At 69.5% G+C, this 19073-nt stretch carries 21 protein-coding genes and 1 pseudogene; 14 read left to right on the forward strand and 8 right to left on the reverse strand.

Features of this window, described 5'->3' with window-relative positions; genetic code table 11:
* Positions 1-219: 219 nt before the first annotated feature.
* The gene (locus ACZ56U_RS24365) at positions 220-648 is read right to left on the reverse strand and encodes a hypothetical protein (protein ID WP_469086101.1); all 429 of its coding nucleotides are present in this window, start codon (positions 646-648) and stop codon (positions 220-222) included.
* 374 nt (positions 649-1022) lie between these two features.
* On the opposite strand from ACZ56U_RS24365, the pseudogene ACZ56U_RS24370 reads away from it, so the two are divergent.
* Both ACZ56U_RS24370 and ACZ56U_RS24375 read left to right on the forward strand, forming a co-directional pair.
* A pseudogene (locus tag ACZ56U_RS24370) lies at positions 1023-1404 on the forward strand (LysR substrate-binding domain-containing protein); the annotation flags it as partial.
* A gap of 258 nt (positions 1405-1662) precedes the next feature.
* The gene (locus tag ACZ56U_RS24375; RefSeq protein WP_469086102.1) at positions 1663-2547 is read left to right on the forward strand and encodes an alpha/beta hydrolase; all 885 of its coding nucleotides are present in this window, start codon (positions 1663-1665) and stop codon (positions 2545-2547) included.
* Positions 2548-2673: 126 nt separating this feature from the next.
* Here ACZ56U_RS24375 and ACZ56U_RS24380 read toward each other — a convergent pair whose 3' ends face one another.
* The 3 genes from ACZ56U_RS24380 to ACZ56U_RS24390 all read right to left on the reverse strand — a co-directional run bounded on the left by ACZ56U_RS24380 (position 2674) and on the right by ACZ56U_RS24390 (position 5010).
* Complete coding sequence (locus ACZ56U_RS24380) at positions 2674-2829, reverse strand: DUF6131 family protein (protein WP_391232167.1); 156 nt, start codon at positions 2827-2829, stop codon at positions 2674-2676.
* 642 nt (positions 2830-3471) lie between these two features.
* A complete protein-coding gene (locus ACZ56U_RS24385) occupies positions 3472-3684 on the reverse strand; it encodes a hypothetical protein (RefSeq protein ID WP_469086103.1) in 213 nt (70 codons plus the stop codon).
* Positions 3685-4017: 333 nt separating this feature from the next.
* Positions 4018-5010, reverse strand: a complete 993-nt coding sequence (locus tag ACZ56U_RS24390; protein WP_469086104.1) for a LacI family DNA-binding transcriptional regulator — start codon at positions 5008-5010, stop codon at positions 4018-4020.
* Between the two features lie 427 nt (positions 5011-5437).
* On the opposite strand from ACZ56U_RS24390, the gene ACZ56U_RS24395 reads away from it, so the two are divergent.
* The 3 genes from ACZ56U_RS24395 (at position 5438) to ACZ56U_RS24405 (ending at position 9274) form a co-directional block, all read left to right on the forward strand.
* The gene (locus ACZ56U_RS24395) at positions 5438-7150 is read left to right on the forward strand and encodes a discoidin domain-containing protein (protein ID WP_469086105.1); all 1713 of its coding nucleotides are present in this window, start codon (positions 5438-5440) and stop codon (positions 7148-7150) included.
* 178 nt (positions 7151-7328) lie between these two features.
* Complete coding sequence (locus ACZ56U_RS24400; RefSeq protein ID WP_469086106.1) at positions 7329-8699, forward strand: DUF1996 domain-containing protein; 1371 nt, start codon at positions 7329-7331, stop codon at positions 8697-8699.
* A gap of 149 nt (positions 8700-8848) precedes the next feature.
* A complete protein-coding gene (locus ACZ56U_RS24405) occupies positions 8849-9274 on the forward strand; it encodes a DUF305 domain-containing protein (RefSeq protein ID WP_469086107.1) in 426 nt (141 codons plus the stop codon).
* A gap of 119 nt (positions 9275-9393) precedes the next feature.
* Here ACZ56U_RS24405 and ACZ56U_RS24410 read toward each other — a convergent pair whose 3' ends face one another.
* The gene (locus ACZ56U_RS24410; RefSeq protein WP_469086108.1) at positions 9394-10089 is read right to left on the reverse strand and encodes an SDR family NAD(P)-dependent oxidoreductase; all 696 of its coding nucleotides are present in this window, start codon (positions 10087-10089) and stop codon (positions 9394-9396) included.
* Positions 10090-10192: 103 nt separating this feature from the next.
* Here ACZ56U_RS24410 and ACZ56U_RS24415 point away from each other — a divergent pair, with 103 nt between their 5' ends.
* Complete coding sequence (locus ACZ56U_RS24415; RefSeq protein ID WP_469086109.1) at positions 10193-11071, forward strand: helix-turn-helix transcriptional regulator; 879 nt, start codon at positions 10193-10195, stop codon at positions 11069-11071.
* A 72-nt stretch (positions 11072-11143) separates the two neighbouring features.
* On the opposite strand, the gene ACZ56U_RS24420 is transcribed toward ACZ56U_RS24415, so the two are convergent.
* Positions 11144-12127, reverse strand: coding sequence for a helix-turn-helix transcriptional regulator (locus ACZ56U_RS24420; RefSeq protein ID WP_469086110.1), 984 nt, complete (start codon positions 12125-12127; stop codon positions 11144-11146).
* Between the two features lie 137 nt (positions 12128-12264).
* Here ACZ56U_RS24420 and ACZ56U_RS24425 point away from each other — a divergent pair, with 137 nt between their 5' ends.
* The gene (locus tag ACZ56U_RS24425) at positions 12265-12660 is read left to right on the forward strand and encodes a RidA family protein (protein ID WP_469086111.1); all 396 of its coding nucleotides are present in this window, start codon (positions 12265-12267) and stop codon (positions 12658-12660) included.
* A 129-nt stretch (positions 12661-12789) separates the two neighbouring features.
* On the opposite strand, the gene ACZ56U_RS24430 is transcribed toward ACZ56U_RS24425, so the two are convergent.
* Entirely contained in the window at positions 12790-13872 is a 1083-nt protein-coding gene (locus tag ACZ56U_RS24430; RefSeq protein ID WP_469086112.1) for a ScyD/ScyE family protein, read from the reverse strand.
* Between the two features lie 460 nt (positions 13873-14332).
* Between ACZ56U_RS24430 and ACZ56U_RS24435 the strand changes: the two genes are divergently transcribed.
* From ACZ56U_RS24435 to ACZ56U_RS24445, 3 genes are all read left to right on the forward strand, one after another.
* Positions 14333-14836 (forward strand): hypothetical protein, encoded by a 504-nt coding sequence (locus tag ACZ56U_RS24435; protein WP_469086113.1) that lies wholly within the window; start codon positions 14333-14335, stop codon positions 14834-14836.
* A gap of 69 nt (positions 14837-14905) precedes the next feature.
* Positions 14906-15280 carry a hypothetical protein gene (locus ACZ56U_RS24440; RefSeq protein WP_469086114.1) on the forward strand — a complete coding sequence of 125 codons (375 nt, stop codon included), beginning with the start codon at positions 14906-14908 and terminating at the stop codon, positions 15278-15280.
* A 35-nt stretch (positions 15281-15315) separates the two neighbouring features.
* The gene (locus ACZ56U_RS24445) at positions 15316-15702 is read left to right on the forward strand and encodes a hypothetical protein (RefSeq protein WP_469086115.1); all 387 of its coding nucleotides are present in this window, start codon (positions 15316-15318) and stop codon (positions 15700-15702) included.
* A gap of 149 nt (positions 15703-15851) precedes the next feature.
* Here ACZ56U_RS24445 and ACZ56U_RS24450 read toward each other — a convergent pair whose 3' ends face one another.
* Positions 15852-16244 (reverse strand): hypothetical protein, encoded by a 393-nt coding sequence (locus ACZ56U_RS24450; RefSeq protein WP_469086116.1) that lies wholly within the window; start codon positions 16242-16244, stop codon positions 15852-15854.
* 395 nt (positions 16245-16639) lie between these two features.
* On the opposite strand from ACZ56U_RS24450, the gene ACZ56U_RS24455 reads away from it, so the two are divergent.
* From ACZ56U_RS24455 to ACZ56U_RS24470, 4 genes are all read left to right on the forward strand, one after another.
* Positions 16640-16936: a hypothetical protein gene (locus ACZ56U_RS24455; protein WP_469086117.1), complete on the forward strand. Its 297-nt coding sequence runs from the start codon at positions 16640-16642 to the stop codon at positions 16934-16936.
* Positions 16903-17280 carry a hypothetical protein gene (locus tag ACZ56U_RS24460; protein ID WP_469086118.1) on the forward strand — a complete coding sequence of 126 codons (378 nt, stop codon included), beginning with the start codon at positions 16903-16905 and terminating at the stop codon, positions 17278-17280. The genes ACZ56U_RS24455 and ACZ56U_RS24460 overlap by 34 nt, the downstream gene beginning before the upstream one ends.
* The gene (locus tag ACZ56U_RS24465; RefSeq protein WP_469086119.1) at positions 17280-17858 is read left to right on the forward strand and encodes a hypothetical protein; all 579 of its coding nucleotides are present in this window, start codon (positions 17280-17282) and stop codon (positions 17856-17858) included. Before ACZ56U_RS24460 ends, ACZ56U_RS24465 begins: the two co-directional genes overlap by 1 nt.
* Positions 17859-18508: 650 nt before the next feature.
* Positions 18509-19073, forward strand: a 565-nt coding sequence (locus ACZ56U_RS24470; protein WP_469086120.1) for a polyprenyl synthetase family protein, incomplete at its 3' end; no start/stop codon positions are given.

A 19073-nucleotide genomic window follows, 5' to 3' on the forward strand; every position in this document is an offset into this window, starting at 1 on the left:
CGGCCGAGGGATGCGGCGTCGACTGATGATCCCGTCGGTGGACTCGCGCTGGTGTCACCACAGAGCGCGCGCCGGGCATCCTCCTCGCGGAGACGGAGCAGGCTCGGAATCCGCCTGTCGCGCCGGCCCAACCAGCCGCACGCGGGCGGCCGTTCCGCCGAGCAGTGAAAACCGGAGCGGCCCCGCCTGGTGGCGGGGCCGCTCCGGTGACCTCTGGCCTCAGATCCGTCCGCCGGTCAGACGCGTGATCGGACCATACGTACGGCGACCCGCGCGGCGCCCCGCCAGGTACGACGTGGCACCCAGCACCGACAGGCCCGCACCCACACCGGCGGCCACGACCTTTCGGTTCGCGATCACCGTCCAGGTCGTCTTGGCGAAGGCCGCGGCCTGCCCCGAGGCGTCGATGACGGCCTGACGGCCGGCTTGGACGCGCTCGGCGGTGCTGTTGACGATGGCCGTGCCCGTTCCGGCCGTACGCTCGGCCGTGTCCGCGGCTGTCGAGGCCGCGTCACCGGACTTGGCGGCTGCCTTGTCTGCCGCCTGCGACGCCGGGGCAGTTGCCTTCGCCGTGGCCTGCCGGGCCTTGGCAGAAGCACTCTGCTTGGCGTTGGAATTCTGACTCGTGCCGCTGTTCGTTTGACTCATGTACTCCGCGTTGCCGCTAGCGCCGAAGGCAAACACCCGCCGTCCGGGCAATGAACGCCGATACACATCGACCTTCCTCCGCCACCGAGCGTCGGCGGCGTCCCACAACCCCGCGGTCCCTTCTCCCGGATGCTCACCAGCCGGCGCCCCCGCCCCTCAACCCACCTGCTCCGGTGCGTGATCAGCCCACCGATTGTCGAGCGCTTCCGCCCACCCATCGGACATCGGCGGAAAGGAACGGGCGCCGCGCCGGCACGGTGGGGAGTCGCCCGACCGTGCGGTCCGCCTCGGCGTCAGGCGGGTTCGGTGGCGTAGCGGTTCATCGCGTCGATGCCGACCTGCGGTGTGAGCCGCCCCTCGTCGGCCAACACGTCCTGCAGGTCTCGGAAGTTGGCGTGGTCCTGCGCGTCGACGACCCGCTGGCCCGCCGCAACCAGCTGCGGCTGGCAGACCTGAGCGAGCGCCGCTGGTTTCAGTTCCCTGAGGGCACCAACCCCGTCTGGCGGTCGTACTGGAACGGCGCCACGCCGCGCGAGGGCCCCGTGGTGCGCGCCGTCCAGGAATGCCTCCAGGCCGCTTTATGGAACAGCACGGTCGGCCTGGCCCCGCTCGGACACGACCTGCCCACGGAGTTGGCCGTGGTGCCGCTGACCGACATGGCGCCGAGTCGAGTGGTAGCAGTGTGGAACACGGGCGACACCAACCCATTGATCCGGATCCTTCACCGAGACCGCAACAGTCGCCTATCGCTGTTGAGCACCACTTCGCCGACTCGCGCCACACGCGGCTCGGCCCAGGACCGCGGCCCGGCTCAGGGCCCGCGACAGCCGAGAGGGACGTACGTACTTCGGGTGAGGGGCGATGGGGCCGGCCGCGCCGCTCATCGGTTCGCCGGTCAGTGCCCGTCGCGCGGGAGGACTCCCGGCAGGAGGGGGCCCGGGTGCAGGGGTCAGGCCGTGTGAGGCAGTCACAAACCCTTTGAGGGCGTTCGTGATCTCTCCTAGGTTGGCCCGCGTGACGATCGAGGTGCCCTACCAGTCGCTGCCGATCCAGCAGTCGGACGTGCGCTACGCCCATGGCCCCGACTCCGCCGTTCAGCCAGGCGTACCGGCCGGTAAGACGATCGAGTTCGACTGGAACGACAGCGCGGTCTATCCGGGGACGTCACGGAGGTTCTGGGTGCATGTGCCCGCGCGGTACGACCCCTCGGAGCCGGCGTCGCTGATGGTGTTCCAGGACGGTTGGTGGTACCTGGACCCCGAAGGGGAGGTGCGCGGCGCCGTCGTTCTCGACAACCTCGTCCACGGCGGTGACATCCCGGTCACCATCGGAGTTTTTGTCGACCCGGGTGTCTTTCCGGGTGCCGAGAATTCGAAGAACCGCAACACCGAGTACGACGCCTACGACGATCGGTACGTCAGTTTTCTCCTTACGGAGATCATTCCTGTGGTCACGAGGCGCTACTCGATCGCCGAGGACCCCGATCGATGGGGCCTCTGTGGTGGCAGTAGTGGCGGTAATTGTTCCTTTACCGCGGCCTGGCTGCGCCCGGACAAATTCCGGCGGGTCATCGGATACTTGTCCAGCTTCACGCAGATGCCAGGCGGCAACCCATACCCCGACCTCATCCCCGGGGTCCCGCGCAAGCCGCTGCGCGTCTTCATGCAAGCGGGCCATCGCGACCTGCGGTGGAACCAGCCCGAAGGGAACTGGCTCGCCGCCAATCTGCGCGTCGCGGCCGCGCTCGCGGAGGCCGGTTACGACTTCCGCCTCGTCATGGGCGACGGCGGGCACAGCCCCAACCACGGCGGTGTCCTGCTTCCCGACGCCCTCCGCTGGCTATGGCGGCCGGACGACCAGGCAGCTCCGTCCCCGGCCGCGTCGCACGGGGCCGCGTGACCGGCGGGTACGGCGCGGTCGCCGCGTCAGGGGAACAGGCGAGACCTGCCCTCTCACCGCCCGATGCCCCCAGCACCGAAGGTGTTCGGTGCGGGGGCAACTATCGGCGTTCTTGAAGGGCTACGGTCACCAATAGTGGCGTCGGCCGGCGACCGCGTGGCCCATGGATCCCATGATCCAGAAGGCGACTCCGACCACGGCCAGAATGATGCCGAGGGTCCACAAGATGGATATGCCGGTGAGGAAACCGACGATGAGCAGAATGATGCCGAGCGCGATCATGACCTACCTCCTGGGTGACCCGATCCTTCTTCTCCCGAATGCCCCGAAGCAGCGCTATCACCCACGCAATCAGGAAACTGTTGCCGATTAAATTCTTCGGAGATCGACTTCGCCCCTCTCACAGCGGACCCGCCAGCGATCGGACAGGCGATCTGGCACCCCTCCGGCGCCCGCCGTCGCCGAGAATGCGCCCCCCCAGAGCCCCTGCTCACGGTCGTCCGGGCACTTGAGGCATCCCCAACCACGCCGGGGGGCTTGCCGACGCCACCCGGTCGCGGGCCGCGGCCGCCGGGGAGACGGGCCCGCACGCACGCCACGCCACGCCACGCCACGCCACGCTGCGATCGTCGGTGCGTGTTGGAGGCAACCGGGCGCTCAGGGCGGTGTCAGCCACGGTGGGTCTCCTGGGAGGCATGGCGTCGGCGCCCGTGCGCTGCTCGTGGAGGGCGACGCCGTCGGCCAGCAGGGCGTACGCGGGCTCGGTGCGCCCAGAGCCGGGTCCGCCGACGGTGCCAGTACCCCACAGGTCGGCGTGGCAGGCGACGGCGTGAGGGCGGATCTGCCGGCGCAGCGCACGTCCACGCGGGTCAGGTCGGCGCCCGGCACCTCGTTCGCGAGGATCATGACCTTCGGCCGGACGTCTCACCGCACGACGTCGGCGGTGTGATCGGCACACCCGAGGGCCTGGTCCTCGGCGTCGGCGTCGGCGTCGGCGTCCGTGGAGGACAGGCCGGGCTCCAGGGGGCCGAGGACGCAGTCGCAGGTACCGCTCAGGACTCCCTCGCGCCGGTCACGGCGAGCCCGCCGAGCACCCTCGGGCGGTGCGCGGCATCTGGAGAGGGCCGTCGGCGGCACCCGGGCGGCAGGGAAAGGCGGGGCCCGGTGTACTCCCCGGGTGGTTCCCCCTGGCCCCTTCTCAGTTGAGGCCGAGCAAGGCGAGGATGAGTTGGACGAGTACGCCCGACACGACGCCTGGAACGACCTTCGCGGCCAAGCGACGAACGCGGGGCCACAGGTTGTGCTTGTTCTCCAAGAGAGTTCCCCTCTCAGTTTCTCGGTCCGTGGCCCAAGGGCCCGGACCGGAAGCTTGAGAAGAGGCCTGGCGGAACAATAGCGCGTCGAGCAGGGCGGTTTGGCCCGAATCACCGGCACGGCGGATCAGCGAGGCGCCCCAACGCCCCCCTCCCCTCAGGCCGATTCACGCACCACAAGTTCGTTCGGCATGATCACCGGATCCGTCGGTCCGCCCTCTATGAGGCCGAGGAGGAGGTCGACGGCGGCGGTCGCCTGGTCTGCCATGGGGCTGCGTACGGAGGTGAGCGCGGGGGTGGTGTAGGCCGCTGCTTCGATGTCGTCGAAGCCGACGACGGCCACGTCGTCGGGGACCCGTCGTCCAGCTTGGTGGAGGGTGCGCAGGGCCCCGATCGCCATCAGGTCATTGGCCGCGAACACCGCGTCCAGGTCGGGATCGTCCGCCAAGAGCTCACGCATGGCTTCGGCGCCTGAGGCTCTGGTGAAGTCGCCCAGTGCCACGATCGAGCGGCGCCCGGTGTCGCGCAGCGTCCGGCGGTAGCCCTCGAGGCGTTCGCGCGCCTCGTAGAGCTCAAGTGGCCCGGTGATGGTGGCGATGCGGCGCCGCCCGCGCTCCAGGAGGTGACGTACCGCCAGTGTCGCGCCACCGGCGTTGTCGAGGGCCACGTACGGCACCCCCTGTGCGGACGTGCGGTTGAAGGAGACGACCGGCAGGCCCTGCCTGGCCAGTGCGGCCGGCAGCGGGTCCGTGCCGTGCAGCGCGACGAGCAGTACGCCGTCCACGTGCCCGCCGGCGATGTACTGCTCCACTCTGGTCCGGCTCTGGTCCGATTCGGCGAGCATGAGCACAAGGCGTTTGCCCGCGGCCTCGAGCTGCCTGCTCACGGCGCGGACCACGGCGGAGAAGAGCGGGTCGTCGGAAACGACCCCCTGAGGCGGGTCGGAGACGACCACGGCGAGGGTGTCCGTACGGCCGTTGACGAGGTTGCGCGCCGCCCCGTTGGGCACGTAACCCAGCTCCTGCACAGCGCGCATGACGACGTCCCGGATCTGCGGGGCGACCGTCGTCTCGCCGTTGATGACGCGCGAGACGCTCGACTTCGACACTCCCGCACGGGCGGCGACCACTTCGAGCGTGGGGCGTTTCATCGCTGCCCCTCCCCTGCGCTGTCGCCCAGATCCCTACATGGGGAGGGTTTTCTCATCGAGGCGACCTCCGGCTCTGCGTCGTCATGCGGCTCTACGTCGTCGTGCGGCTCTGCGTCGTCATGCGGATCTACGTCGTCGTGCGGCGCTGCGTCTACTGCCCTGCGTCGTCGTGCAGTTCCGCGTCGTCGTTGCAGCGTATCCGCAGGCGGGGACGCAACTCGCTTGCCCAGGGCTCCGATTCCCCTATGCGGCAGCTTGCGGCCGTTTGCCTGCCACGAGGTCGTGAGAAACCGCTCCCTGAGTGTGCCGGGTGCGTTTCACCCTTGTTTTTTCAAGGTGAACAGGAGCCTTGACAGTCTCTACTGGCACCATCATTCTCCCCTCAGGGAGCGCTCCCTCACCTCCACCCCCGTCTGAGGAGTCGCCCGTGCACACGATTTTGCGTCGCTTCGGCTTACTCTGGGCCGTCGCCGCCTCCCTGCTCGCTTTCGTCGCTCTGCCCACTCCTTCCGCCCAGGCGGCTGAAGTCCTGCTCTCCCAGGGGAAGTCCGCCACCGCATCGAGCACCGAGGCCGTCTTCAGCGCTCGGAGTGCCGTCGACGGCGATCCCGGGACCCGATGGTCCAGCGCGTTCGCCGACCCGCAGTGGATCCAGATCGACCTCGGCGCGAGCTCCCGGATCACCCGGGTCGCCCTCAACTGGGAAGCCGCGTACGCCAAGGCGTTCAGGATCGAGGTGTCGACCGACGCCCAGAGTTGGACCACCGTCCACGAGACCGCGAGCGGCACAGGAGGCACCCAGAGCCTGACGGTGGCCGGCACCGGCCGCTACGTGCGCATGTACGGCACCCAGCGGGCCACCGCATACGGCTACTCCCTGTGGGAGTTCCAGGTCTACGGCACGGCCGGCGCCGGCGACACCAGCAGACTCCTCTCCTACGGCAGGACGGGCGCGGCCTCTTCCTCCCAGAGCGACCAGAACTGCTGGGAGTGCACCCCGGCCAGGGCCTTCGACCGCGATCCGGCCTCCCGCTGGGCCACGAGCTCCACCACGGGGTGGACCGATCCGGGCTGGATCTCCGTCGACCTCGGGGCGACGGCGCAGATCGACAAGGTCGTCCTGCAGTGGGATCCCGCGTACGCCAAGTCCTTCCAGATCCAGGTCTCGTCCAACGGATCCGACTGGACGCCGATCTACTCGACGACGTCCGGCACGGGCTTCAAGCAGACCCTGGCCGTCTCCGGCACCGGCCGTCATGTGCGCATGTACGGCACCGAGCGTGGCACCCCTTACGGCTACTCGCTGTGGGAGTTCCAGGTGTACGGCACCGGCGGCGACCCGATACCGGCTCCTCCCCTGCCGAGCGATCCCGCGGACCCGCCCCGGCTGGTGTGGAGCGACGAATTCGAGGGCACGGCGGGTACCAGGCCCGACGCCTCGAAGTGGAAGGCCGACCCCGGCACCGGGCCGAACAACGAGTTGGAGTACTACACCGACCACCGCAACGCCGCACTGGACGGGGCCGGTCACCTGGTGATGGAGGCGCGCAAGGAAGCCACCGCCGGGACATCCTGTCCGCGTGACCCGCTGAGCGGCAGCACCACCTGCCAGTACACCTCGGCGCGGATGAACACCGGCGCGACGTTCCAGTTCACCTACGGGCGCGTCGAGGCCCGCGTCAAGGTGCCCAAGGGCAACGGACTGTGGCCCGCGTTCTGGATGATGGGCGCCGACTTCCTGACCGGCCGGCCGTGGCCGTACAACGGCGAGATCGACATCATGGAAATCCTGGGCAAGGACGTGAAGACCGCGTACTCGACCGTCCACGCTCCCGCGTACAACGGCGGAGGCGGCATCGGGGCCCCGTACCGGCTGCCCGGCGACGCCGACTTCTCCGACGACTTCCACACCTGGACCGCCGACTGGAACAGCCGGGGCATCACCTACCGCCTGGATGGCCGGACCGTGTTCACCCTGGACAAGGAGCAGGTCGAGCAGACCCGCGGGCCGTGGATCTTCGACCACCCGCACTACATGATCCTCAACCTGGCGGTCGGCGGGGACTGGCCGGGCCCGACCGACGCCGGCACGCCCTTCCCCGCCAAGATGCTCGTCGACTACGTGCGGGTCTACCAGTAGCCGCCTCGTCCGCCGAGGCCTCCGTGAGACTCCCGGGCCGCTCCGCCCGCCCCCCGAAGCGGCCCGGGGCACCCGTGACCACCCCGCGGTCACGCTCTTCCGCCGGTGCTCCACCCCTGCCCTCTGCCTGAGATCCCGATGGCTCGTCCCCGCACCCCCGATGTTCGTGAGGAGTGAGATGCGCAGATATCCCGTCCATCTGTACACGCTGTTGGCAGGCGCCTTGGTGGTCGTCCTGGCCGCCGCGCTGGGCCTGACCGTCTCGGCCCAGCCGGCGCGAGCCGCCAACGTCACCGTCCAGGCCGAGTCCTACGCCGCCCAGTCAGGCGTCGGGTTGGAGGCGACCGCGGACTCCGGAGGCGGCCAGAACGCCGCGTTCCTCGCCGATGGCGACTGGATGCGCTTCGACAACGTCGACCTCGGTCCGGCCGGTCGGCTCACGGTGTCCGCCCGGATCGCGTCCGCCGTGGGTTCGGGCACGGTGGAGCTGCGCACCACCAGCCTGAACGGACCACTGCTCGCCGTCATCCAGACCTCTCCGACCGGCGGTTGGCAGAACTGGGTCACGCGCACCACCGACGTCACCACCCACCCCACGGGTGCGCAGACGGTGTTCGCGGTGCTGCGCGGCACAGCACCGGGTGACTTCGTCAACATCAACTGGTTCTCCTTCGTGGGCGCGGGAGACAGCACGACTCCCGGATGGGTCCCCGTCGACCAAGCCACGTGGGACGCACAGCTGGCGCAGTTCCGAGCGATGACGCCGGCCCCCGTGCCCGCGGGCGTGGTCCGGGTCCCGGAGTTCAACGCCACCTGCGCCTACAGCCACTCGAAGCCGGACGACCCCATCGTCCTGCCGGGCCTTCCCGGCGGGTCCCACATGCACAGCTTCTTCGGCAACAAGAGCACCGACGCCTTCTCCACGACCCAGTCGTTGCTCGCCAACACGCCGACCAGCTGCACCCCCGCCAAGGACCTCTCGGCGTACTGGATCCCCACCCTGTACGAGGGTGACAGGGCGGTCGAGGCCGAAGGCATGATCGTCTACTACGGCTCCCGGCTGCCCGACCCCTCGGTGACCGTGCCCTTCCCGCAGGGGTTCCGCATGATCGCCGGCGACGCCAAGGCGCAGGCGCCCACCCCGCCCGGGTCGCCCGGTCAGTACTGGTGCGCCGGCGAAGGCGGTGAGATCGGCCGCAGCGCCGACGGCAACTGGCCCGTCTGCGCGCCCAAAGCCCATCTCACCCACCAACTCGTCTTCCCCGACTGCTGGGACGGCAAGAACCTCGACAGCCCCGACCACAAGTCACACGTGGCCTACACCTACGACGGAAAGTGCAGCGGCGCCTATCCCGTGGCCATACCCAACCTCTCCTTCGTGGTCAGCTATCCGACCAGCGGCAGCACCGCAGGCTTCCGGCTGGCCTCCGGCATGGCGTCGTCCATCCACGGTGACTTCTTCAACGCGTGGGACAACGCCGCTCAAGGACAGCGTGTGAAGGACTGCATCACCCAGAAGGCCAAGTGCAACTCCGCCGGCACCTTCTGACGCTGCGTCTGGCGTGCGCCGCGGCCATCACGCTGCTGGTTGCCGGCTGCGGCACTCAGCCGGCAACCAGCACGTCGCCGACGCACGGCGCATCGCCGACCGCGTCCTTCAACGCCACCGACATCGCATGGATCCAGTTGATGATTCCCATGGACGAGCGTGCGCAGCTCCTGACCGACCTGGCTCCCTCGCGCGCCGCGGACACAGAGGTGACGGCACTGGCGGCCGGCACCGGCTCGCGACTGCGTGAGGAGCTGCGAGGCCTGCGCGAACTGCTGGACCTCTCGGGCGCGCCCGACTCCCGCCCTCACGAGGGACACAACATGCCGGGCATGGTCCGTCTCGACACGATCGAGCGGGCCCGGGGTACGACCGGCGCGGCGTTCGACCAGATCCTCACCGAGGCGCTGCGGGCTCACCTCACCCAGTCCCGCACCCTCTGCACCGGCGAGCGGGCCCAGGGCCGGGCGGGCAAGGCGAAGGACCTCGCCGCGGACATCGCCGATGCCGCGACTGCCCACCTCGCACGGCTGGACGAGCTGCGCCCGGCGCGGACCGCGGCGCCGGAACGGTGACATGGCGGCAGCGACATGGGGCCTTCGGGCGCCACCCGTGAGGGGGGCGCGTCGAAGGCACCATGGCAACGGGTACTGGCGGCTCCCGCAGCTCGGGCGGGGCGCCGGTCCGGGACGGATCACCAGGGCATCTCACCGTGACGGTCGCGGAAGGCGCCGGTCGGGCCGTCCGGCCCGATGGTGGCGAGCGCGACGATCGCGTCGGTCCCCTCGGTCACCGTCTGCGGGCCGCTGTGCCCGTTGAAGTCGGTCGCGGTGTAGCCCGGGTCGGCCGCGTTCACCTTCACGTCCGGCCACGCCTTCGCGTACTGCGTGGTCAACATGGTCACGGCGGCCTTCGACGCCGTGTAGAGCGGCGCGAGCACCCGGCCTTCGACGCGCCCCGCGTCATGGGTGGCACCGAAGGACCCCATGCCGCTGGACACATTGACGATGACCGGGTTCGCGGACTCGCGCAGCAACGGCAGGAACGCGTGGGTCACCCGCACGATCCCCACGACGTTGACCGCGAACACCTCGTCGGCGTCAGCGGCCGTGATCTGGTCGGCGGGGTTGTGCGTCCCGAGGGCTCCGGCGTTGTTGATCAGGACGTCGATGCCACCCTCTCGGGCCCTCACATCGGCGGCGGCCGCGGCCACGGACGCGTCGTCCGTCACATCGATCCGCACGAAACGGGCACCGAGTGCGTCGGCGGCCGCCCTGCCTCGCTCCGGATCACGTGCACCGACGAGGACGGTGTGCCCGGCCTCGATCAGGCGACGGGCGGTCTCGTACCCGAGGGACTTGTTGGCTCCTGTGATGAATGTTGTCGTCATGCGTCTCACTCTCGGCCCGCGGCCGGGCGACAACCAGTGCCCCCTGCGACGGTAGGACTGCCAGTACCAGGCACAACGGCTGCCCGGCGGACACAATGGGCGGGTGGACGAAACCCTTGGCACGGCTCTGCGCCGCTGGCGCGACCGGCTTTCCCCCCTCGATGTCGGACGGCCTGCGCGGCCCGGACGGCGTGCGGTGGGGTTGCGGCGCGAGGAACTGGCCGAGCTGGCGGGGTTGTCCGTCGACTACGTGGTGCGACTGGAGCAGGGGCGCGCCACGAGCCCTTCGGCACAGGTCGTCGCGAGTCTGGCCAGGGCGCTTCAGCTGCAGCCCCTCGAACGCGATTACGCCTACCGCCTGGCCGGTCTCCTCCCTCCGCAGGAGGGGACGATCTCCACACATGTTCCGGCGGGGGTCCAGCGGATGCTCGCTCGTCTCGGCGACTACCCCGTGGGTGTGTTCAGTGCCGACTGGACACTGCTCTCCTGGACTCCCGCATGGGCAGCACTGCTGGGCGACCCCAGCGGGCGGACACACCTGGAGCGCAACCTCGTGCGAGCGGTCTTCGCCGCGGGATCCTCGGGGCTCGCGGCCTGGCCGGTGCTCCAGGACGGCCACGCCCTGAATTCCGCCCTCGTCGCCGATCTGCGCACGGCTCTCCTCACCTATCCCCACGACCGCGCACTGAACGACCTCGTCGACGAACTGCGGTCCACCAGCGCGGAGTTCACGCGCCTGTGGGACGAGGGCGCGGTCGGCCCGCACGTCTCGTCCCGCAAGACCATCCAGCATCCCCAGGTCGGGGAGGTCGTCTGCGACTGCGACGTCCTCACCGTCCCCGGCAGCGACATCCGGCTCGTCGTCTACACGGTGGCCGCCGGTACGGCCGATGCCGAAAAGCTGGAGTTCCTGCGGGTCACCAACGGCGTCCGCGCCGACGGCCCTTCACCGTCGGGGCCCGGCCTGTTCTCGACACCGTAGGCCTCGGGACAGCCGCACTCCCGCCCCAGGTCAGCCCCTCGGCCCTGCCCCGTGCCCTGGCGCTCTCGCCAGTCAGCGGTCGTTGCGGCCCGAGTCCGCGTAGCGGGCGACGATCGCGGCGGCACGGTCGCGCAGGGCGGCACGCAGCGACGGCGGGGTGAGGGCTTCGGCGTCCGTACCGAGCTGCCACAGGGCCCATTCGGCGTGTCGCGCGTCCTGGAAACTCAGCTCCAGACGCAACCGGCCTTCTGCGTCGGGCTCTTCGGCTCGGACGGCGAGTGCGGTGTCCAGGAGGTCCTCTCGCCGGGCCGGATCGACCCGCACCTGCACGGTGATGTGATCGCCGCCGAGGAACTGCGCGGAGCGTTCCCGCCAGATCCGGTCCAGGTCCACCCGGTTCGGCCGTTGCGCCGGTTCGGGGAGTTCCTCCGCGGCCAGCATCCGCGACAGCCGGTAGGTGCGGTCCGCGCCGGATCTCGTGGCCAGCAGATAGCTCCGGCCGCGGACGGTGACCAGGCCGATCGGCTCCACCGTGCGCCACTGCGGTGCCTGGCCCGTGGCCGCGTAGTGGATGCGCAGTCTGTGTCCGGCGAGCACCGCGCGCCGGACCTCGACCATGGTGCTGTCGGGTACCTCCTTGGTGACCACCCGGCGGGAGAGCAGGTCGGTGTCCGGGTCGACGAGGAATCGCTGGGCCGCATCGCTCGCGGTGGCCCGGTGGGGTTCGGGCAGCGCGTCGACCACCTTCCGCATGGCCGAGGCGAGCGCCGAGCCGAGGCCGAACGCCTGCTGGCCACGCCCCGTTCCCGCGGTCAACAGGGCAAGGGCCTCGTCGTGGTTGAGCCCGGTGAGCTCGGTGCGGAAACCGGGCGACAACACGAACCCGCCGTGTCGGCCGCGTTCGGCGTAGACCGGGACTCCGGCCGCGGACAGCGCCTCGATGTCGCGCAGCACGGTGCGAGTGGACACCTCCAGCTCACGGGCGAGCGTGTCCGCGGTCAGCCGGCCGCGCTGACGCAGCAGCAACACCAAAGAGACCAGCCGGTCGGCGCGCATGCGAAAAACACTAACGGAATACGTGACCAAGGGTGTCGTGATTTGTTGGGAGGCTCGTCAGCGCGACGTCGAGGCGGGTGCACAGCGAGCCCATGGACGTACGTACTCCAGATGAATCGAATGGAGCTGATGCGGTAATGGAGCGAACGGCCGTCAACCCGGTGCAGTGGTCGGTGGAGTTGGGCTTCAACCAGGGTGAGGTCGTCTCCGGGCACACACGAACCCTGTACATCTCGGGCCAGACCGCGATGAGCGAGGACGGCAGACCACAGCACGAGGGGGACATGGCGGCGCAGTTGAGGCTGGGCGTCGACAACCTGGAGGCCGTGCTCGCCGAGGCGGGGATGACTCTCGCCAATCTGGTGCGGCTGAACGTCTATACGACCGACGTCGACCTGCTCTTCCAGCACTACGGCGAGCTGGCAGCTCGGTTGGGCGCTGCCGCGGTGGCCCCGACCACCACGATGCTCGGGGTGACACGGCTGGCGGTCCCTGGCCAGATGGTCGAGCTGGAGGGTACCGCGGTGGCGTGACCAGGCGCCGTCGCACGGATGCGTGAGCGGCCCCGCCGGTGTGGGTGTCACCGGCGGGGCCGCTCATGACGGGCGTTCGCACGTCGGGGTGAAGGAGGAGACACGTACCGGCGACGCCGCCGGAGGGTGTCAGTACGTCAGGCTCAGCAGTTCGCCGCTCGTGCCACGGGCGTTGTTGACGATGAAGATCTTCCCGTCCCGGTTGACGTCGAGACCCGTGCCCATGATGAGCCGGTCGCCGGTCGGTATCTCGGTGACCGCCTTGGTGGCGGGGTTGATCTTGAGGACCTTGCTCGGCTGCGGCGGGTCCTCGAGGTAGCCCGGGGTGTACGTCAGAGCGATCAGGTCGCCGTTCGGGGCGACCGCGAGGTCCACCACGTTGGTCAGACCGTCGACCCACAGCTCAAGGCCGTTGGGGCCGACCTTGTAGATCCGCGACTGCCCCTCGTAGACGCCCAGGCCCGCGACGTAGGTCGTGCCGTCGGCGGCGCGGGCGATGCCGGTGGGCACGCCGTCGCGATCGTTCTCGTTCGTCGGCATCACGAACTCGGTGGTCGTGGTGCCGCCCGTGGTGCGCAGCACGGTGTTGGCGCCCGCGTCGGTGGTCAGGTAGCTGCTGCCGCTGCGCAGCACCTTCCACGGGTTGGCGTACGGCTCGCGGCCATCGGGGTTCAGCCGCGTCTCGTGATCGACGTAGTCCGCGACGATGGAACCGTCACGGGTGCGCATCAGCGTGCCCAGCGTCTTGGCCTCCGGCCCCAGCGCGGCGCGGCCGTTGCTGTCGAAACCGCCCGAGTTCAGAACCAGGTACCCGCCGTACGGATCGGGCAGGACGCTCGCCGGACCCAGGGCCTGTACCGCGGCCCCCGGCGCGGCACCCGGGCCGAAGGACGTCAGGCCCGTCACGACACGGCCCTGCCACGAACCCTTGACCTTGTAGATAGCGCCCGTCTTGCCCACGCACACCTGGCCCACGGGGCAGCCCGGCAGTCCCTCGCCCGACTCCGCCACGAGCAGGCTGCCGTCGCTCAGCGCGGTGACGTCCCGGGGGTTCTTCAACCCCGACGCCACCACCTTGACCGTCACCTGCGAGAGGTCATCGGTCCCGGCCGTCGCGGCACCGGCAGGCCCGGCGGTCGCCAGGGGTGCGGCAACGACGCCCGCTGACAGTGCGAGCGCCCATCTCGTGAGGCCCTTACGTGAATTCGACATTCTCCATCGCTCCCTTTTCCGTCGCGCGCTCCGCAGCATTCAGGAAAGCGGATCAGTAAACGCGGGAGTCACACTAAGCGAGATCACAACGCCTGTCCCTGCCTGTCGAATTCGGCTGGGCTCCCTGTCTAGCAGCCCTCCAGAAAGCCTCAACACCGTTATCCGGGGCAGGAAAACGCCCGACCAGGTAATGAACAGCGGCACCGCTCCAGGGATTGGGGAAAAGCGCCGGTCAGGCGATCGAACCGCGGCAGCACCGTTCAGGCGGGTTCGCCGACACGGGCCGCTGTCCCGCGGGTTCGAGGGGCGACAGCACGCGCTGCCGCGTACCGATCGTCGGTCCGGCCCCGCATCCCGCCGGCTCGGGATCCCTGACACCTGTCAGGACCGCCGCGGCCCGCATTCCCCTAGCCTTTCGATCTCGAAAGCCCTCTGCCGTCCCAGCCGCAAGGAGAGCCCCATGCATCTGCGCACCCGAACGGCAGCCACGCTCACGCTGGCCGCCTCGCTGATGGGTCTCGTCGGACTCGCCTCGCCGGTGTCGGCCTCGGCCGAGGCCTCGGACACATCGCAGGGCAGGTACTGCACCGTGGTGGTGGAACGGGTGAAGCCCGGCGAAAAGGCCTCCCGCGTGAAGAGCCGGACCTGTTCCGACGACAAGACCGCGGCGACCCGCAGCAGCGCCGGGACGCTGCTCATGAGCTGGTACCAGCACGCCGGGTTCGGCGGCGACGTGACCCATGTGTACGGGGACTACGGCCCCTGTGACAGCGACGGTTATCTGCTGGACACCGGGCTTTCGCGCTACATGATCTCGTCGTTCCGGACGTACAACAACTGCGACGGGCAGCAGGCCGTCCTCAACGACGGCCGGACCACCTTCTATTACTACGGTTACGCCACGTCGTACGTGGGCGACCGGGCGAACGACGACATCGCCTACTTCAAGGTCTTCGACGCATAAGGCCGACAACTCCCGGGAGACGCGTCAGCGCGCGCCGCTTCCGGACGATCCATCGTGAAGGAGCGCTCGATGCGCGTACGGGGAACTCTTACCGCCCTGCTGCTGGCGGCCGTCACCACTGGTACGGGCCTCGCGGGCGCGGGGACCGCCGCGGCGGCCAACAACTGCACCGGTCCCGACGGCAGCGGCTACTACTGGTGCGACAACGTGGCCGGCGCACCGGTCTACGACGCACGGGAGATCGACGGCTATCCCATCCCGGACCGGATCGTCGGTCCGATGTACAGCACCCACAGCTGGTTCATCTGCCGTCGCGACAACGGGCCGCACGTGGGTGGTCCGCACCCGTACCGCTGGCTGTTCACCAAGGCGGACAACGGCGAGTACGGCTGGATGAAGGACACGGACATCTACAGCGAGACCAACTCGGTGCGTCCGTGCTGACCGCACGCCACCGACTTCACCACAGGGGGAACACCTTGAAATCATCCGCGCGCACGATCTCGGGCCTCGTCGCCGGCATGGCACTGACCGCTCTGGGCACCGTCTTCACAGGCACCGCCGAGGCGGCCAATCCGTGCTGGTGGGGCGACGGCGGCATGCGCATGTACTGCAACAACGTCTCCGGCGCCACGGTCTACGCCACCCCCGACACCAGCACTCCGGTCGGCGTCATGTACTCCAACCCGAGCTGGTTCGAGTGCCGTAGGGACAGCGGCGCCTACGTCGGCGGCCCGCACCCGTACCGCTGGTTGTTCACCATGGCGGACAACGGCAAGTGGGGCTGGATGAAGGACACGGACATCTACAGCGAGACCGACCCGGTCCCCACCCGCATCGGCAACGGCATCCCCCAGCCCTGCTGACGGCGGCGCCCGAACGACCCTGGCCGCCTTGCGGGAGTCCCAGCGACACTCGAAGGCGGCCGAGGCGTGTTCCGGGCGTTCGCGCCCTCGTGCCGGAGGCCGGCGGATGCGGGGTCCGTTCGGGCCGGAGCAGACGGCTTCGAACCACCTCAGCCGGCGGCTCCGGTTTCCGTGGGCGGCACGTCGGCGGCCAGGACCGGAAGCCCCTGCTCCTGGGGCCACCCCGGGCGCCAGCGGCTGAGGTAGTCGGCGAAGTCCTCCCGCAGGAACCGCGGATCCACCGGCTTCAACCGGACCTGGGGCCGCTCATCGACCCACCAGACCTCGAACTCGGACTCGGTGCCCACTGTCGGCCACGACTCGCCGTGTTCAGGGAGCAGGATCACGTCGACGAAGCCGCTGACGGCGAGTCCGATGTCGACGAAGACCCCGATGGTGCCCGGCCTGGGCACCAGGACCACCGTGCCCTTGAAGCGCTGCCCGAAGCGCAGGCGACGGCGCGTGTCCTCCCATTGCCGTGCGAGCTCACGGTCGCTGGTCACCGGATCCGCCCGACGCCGCCGAACTCATGTCTTCCGGGCTCCACGGTCTCCCCCACTCCTGCCGCGACGCGACACATCGGCACGCCGGGTGCGATCGAGATCTTTACTTGGCGGACGAGCGCAGTAGTTGGCGGATCTTGCTTCGGTAGCGCTGTGTTGTGGTCGGTTCCGAAGATCGGGACTTGTCGCCATGCGGGTGGTGATGCTCTGGGTGAGTGAGCGAGTTACCCAGGGCAGGGATCCGGTCGGACTCAAGTCGCCTCGACGAGCTTGTCGCGGGGTACAGCGGGGATGCCGCATTTCGGGATCAACTCGATCTCGCGGATGGCTGGATTTGTCGGTGGAGTTCGACGTGGCGGGTGGGTGCCGGCGAGGTCTGCTGGCCGATCCGCGACATGGCTCATGTTCCGGTGCTGTCGTCGCGGCCGATGCGGGGGTTCACCTGGCGGGCGAAGCAGCGACACCGGCCCGGCCTGGAGGTGATGGCGTCCACGGGCAGGGGGTACGGCTTCGAGTCGCTGGAGGAAGTGCGGCTGCTGGTCGCGCTGGACTTCGTGGGGGCGTCGGAAGTGCTCTCGCAGCCGTTCCGGCTGGACTTTGCGCACAAGGGCGGGTCGTCCTGGCACATCCCGAACTACTTGGCCGTGATCGGCGGCAGATGTGGCTGCTGGACGTGCGCCCGATCGGACTGATCAAGGACGAGGACGCGCTGAAGTTCGCCGCGACCAGGGAGATGGCGGCTGCGTGCGGCTGGCGGTACTCGGTGGTCGCGGGCTGGCGCCCGCACGTCTGGAGCGTCCTTGACCACTTGTCGTCGCGTCGTCGGCCGGTGAGGGATCTGCTGGGCATGCGGGACCAGCTACTGACGATCATCGGCGGCCGGGAAGGCCGCGTGATGACGTTCTCCGCGCTGGCGGACGCGACCAGCGTGCCTGCCGTCGGCCGGGCCAACATCGTCCGGCTGCTCTGGCAGCGCGAGCTCGGAGTTGATCTGGGCAGTCCCTTGCGTGACAGCTCGCTGATCTGGGGGGTGTGATGGCGGCGAGGGCGTTTCTGCAGATCGCGCCGGGCAGGCGGGTCGCACTCAACGGTGTCGAGTGGACGGTCGAGCAGGTCCACGGCCAGCTCGGCCGGCTCGTGCTCCTCGATGGTGGCGGCCATGCTGAGACCCGCTCGTTCCGCTGGCTCATCAACCACGCCGACCTGCGGCTCCTGCCGGCGGCCGAAGCGCCGGAGCGGCCGGCGCCGGTCGTCCGGCAGCCCAGGACTCTGGCCGACCTGACCGATGACCAGCTGGAGCGGGCCCGGCTGCGGGCCGCTCATGTGCTGGAAGTCGAGACGGGTTTCCGGGAGGGGCACCCGGCCCGGGCCCTGCCGGGCGAGCCCCGAGCGAACTACGACCCGGGCCGCACGACGCTGACCCAGCGTCGGTACGCGAAGGCGGCGGAGATGAGGGCGATGCCCCGTCCGGAGGCCGTCCGGCTCGGGCTGCAGCACCTCAGTTTCCGGACGTTGGTGCGTCTGTCGGGACTCGCGGGCGACAGTCTCCTGCTGGCCTGCGCGGACGGACACTGGACCCGGCGCCGCAGTGGCCATCGCAGCGTCACCGAGTAGGTCCGTGAGGCGATCGTCGCGGTCAAGGCCGAGTGCGGCGAACGCGCCCGCCTGAGCCTGGCCGCCAGACACCGGTTGATGTACCAGTACATGAGCGAACGGTTCCCGAAGTTCCCGACCGAGAAGATCCCTTCCCGCTGGACGTTCGCGGTCGTCCCTCCTCCGACGCTGGGAATCGCAAGAACAACCCATCCCCTCCGCCGGCCTCTGCAGGGCCCTCAAGGACCATGCCAGAGAGCTGATCGCGACCGTCAGCCACACGCCGTGATCGACACGGATCCCGACCCGCCAAGGATCGCCGGTACGCGCATTACGCCAAAGGGCTGATGACGTTTCCCCCGTTCGAGGGATCGGGTCCCAACGGACGTGTAAGCGCACAGTGCTCGTGATCGTCTTGGGCCGGTTCAAAAAGTTCCCACCTGCCTAGTTCCTGGAAAGCTCTGGATGATGCGTCACGCAGGTTTACAGCTCGTCGTCGGCGCCTCCGACGTGCTGGCGACCGCCCTCCCGGGTACGGCCCGGATGGCGGTGCCCGATGCCTGATGATGGGTCGGCGGGTCGGGCATACTCCGTCGCAGACGAGTTGGGGCAGCGGCCTTTCCTGGGCGCCGTGGCAACCGACTGCACCCGATGGCTCAAGGCTCACCGGCTTGCTGCACGACGACATCATGGACGGCGACCGCACCCGGCGCGGCCGCGCCGCGGCCTGGGTCGTCTACGGCGTTCCGGCGGCGTTGCTGACCGGCGACGCGCTGTTGACGCTCGCGCTCGGTGTGCTGGCCGACAGCGGCAGCGCGGCGTCCATGGGAGTGTGCGTGCGGATGATGAACGCGCTCGTGCGCGGCCAGGGCAGCGACCTTGCCTTCGAAGACGATCAGCAGGTCACGGTGGACGCGTACCTGAAGATGGCAGAAGGGAAGACTGGAGCCCTGACCGGTGCTGCCTGCGAGCTGGCAGCCACCCTCGCTGGCGCTCCCCCGGCCGTGGTCGAGGCGCTGGAGCGGTTCGGCCGCCACGCGGGAGTTGCCTTCCAGATCGCCGACGACGTCCTCGGCATCTGGGGAGACAGCCGCCGCACCGGCAAGCCCGTCGGCACTGACCTCGCAGCCCGCAAGAAGACCCTTCCGGTCGTAGCGGCGCTCCATGCCGCCGGTGCCGAAGCCGGACAGCTGCGCGCGCTCCTGGACACGGGCGGCCCGTTGACCGAGGCGCAGG

The sequence above is a fragment of the Streptomyces sp. NPDC034103 genome (assembly GCF_055575395.1).

Coding starts and splice junctions, on each gene's coding strand:
- ACZ56U_RS24430 (WP_469086112.1), bottom strand. CDS start 13,872: ATGTCGAATTCACGTAAGGGCCTCACGAGATGGGCGCTCGCACTGTCA.
- ACZ56U_RS24425 (WP_469086111.1), top strand. CDS start 12,265: ATGGAGCGAACGGCCGTCAACCCGGTGCAGTGGTCGGTGGAGTTGGGC.
- ACZ56U_RS24455 (WP_469086117.1), top strand. CDS start 16,640: ATGGCTCATGTTCCGGTGCTGTCGTCGCGGCCGATGCGGGGGTTCACC.
- ACZ56U_RS24420 (WP_469086110.1), bottom strand. CDS start 12,127: ATGCGCGCCGACCGGCTGGTCTCTTTGGTGTTGCTGCTGCGTCAGCGC.
- ACZ56U_RS24460 (WP_469086118.1), top strand. CDS start 16,903: ATGTGGCTGCTGGACGTGCGCCCGATCGGACTGATCAAGGACGAGGAC.
- ACZ56U_RS24465 (WP_469086119.1), top strand. CDS start 17,280: ATGGCGGCGAGGGCGTTTCTGCAGATCGCGCCGGGCAGGCGGGTCGCA.
- ACZ56U_RS24435 (WP_469086113.1), top strand. CDS start 14,333: ATGCATCTGCGCACCCGAACGGCAGCCACGCTCACGCTGGCCGCCTCG.
- ACZ56U_RS24380 (WP_391232167.1), bottom strand. CDS start 2,829: ATGATCGCGCTCGGCATCATTCTGCTCATCGTCGGTTTCCTCACCGGC.
- ACZ56U_RS24405 (WP_469086107.1), top strand. CDS start 8,849: ATGGACGAGCGTGCGCAGCTCCTGACCGACCTGGCTCCCTCGCGCGCC.
- ACZ56U_RS24410 (WP_469086108.1), bottom strand. CDS start 10,089: ATGACGACAACATTCATCACAGGAGCCAACAAGTCCCTCGGGTACGAG.
- ACZ56U_RS24365 (WP_469086101.1), bottom strand. CDS start 648: ATGAGTCAAACGAACAGCGGCACGAGTCAGAATTCCAACGCCAAGCAG.
- ACZ56U_RS24390 (WP_469086104.1), bottom strand. CDS start 5,010: ATGAAACGCCCCACGCTCGAAGTGGTCGCCGCCCGTGCGGGAGTGTCG.
- ACZ56U_RS24400 (WP_469086106.1), top strand. CDS start 7,329: ATGCGCAGATATCCCGTCCATCTGTACACGCTGTTGGCAGGCGCCTTG.
- ACZ56U_RS24440 (WP_469086114.1), top strand. CDS start 14,906: ATGCGCGTACGGGGAACTCTTACCGCCCTGCTGCTGGCGGCCGTCACC.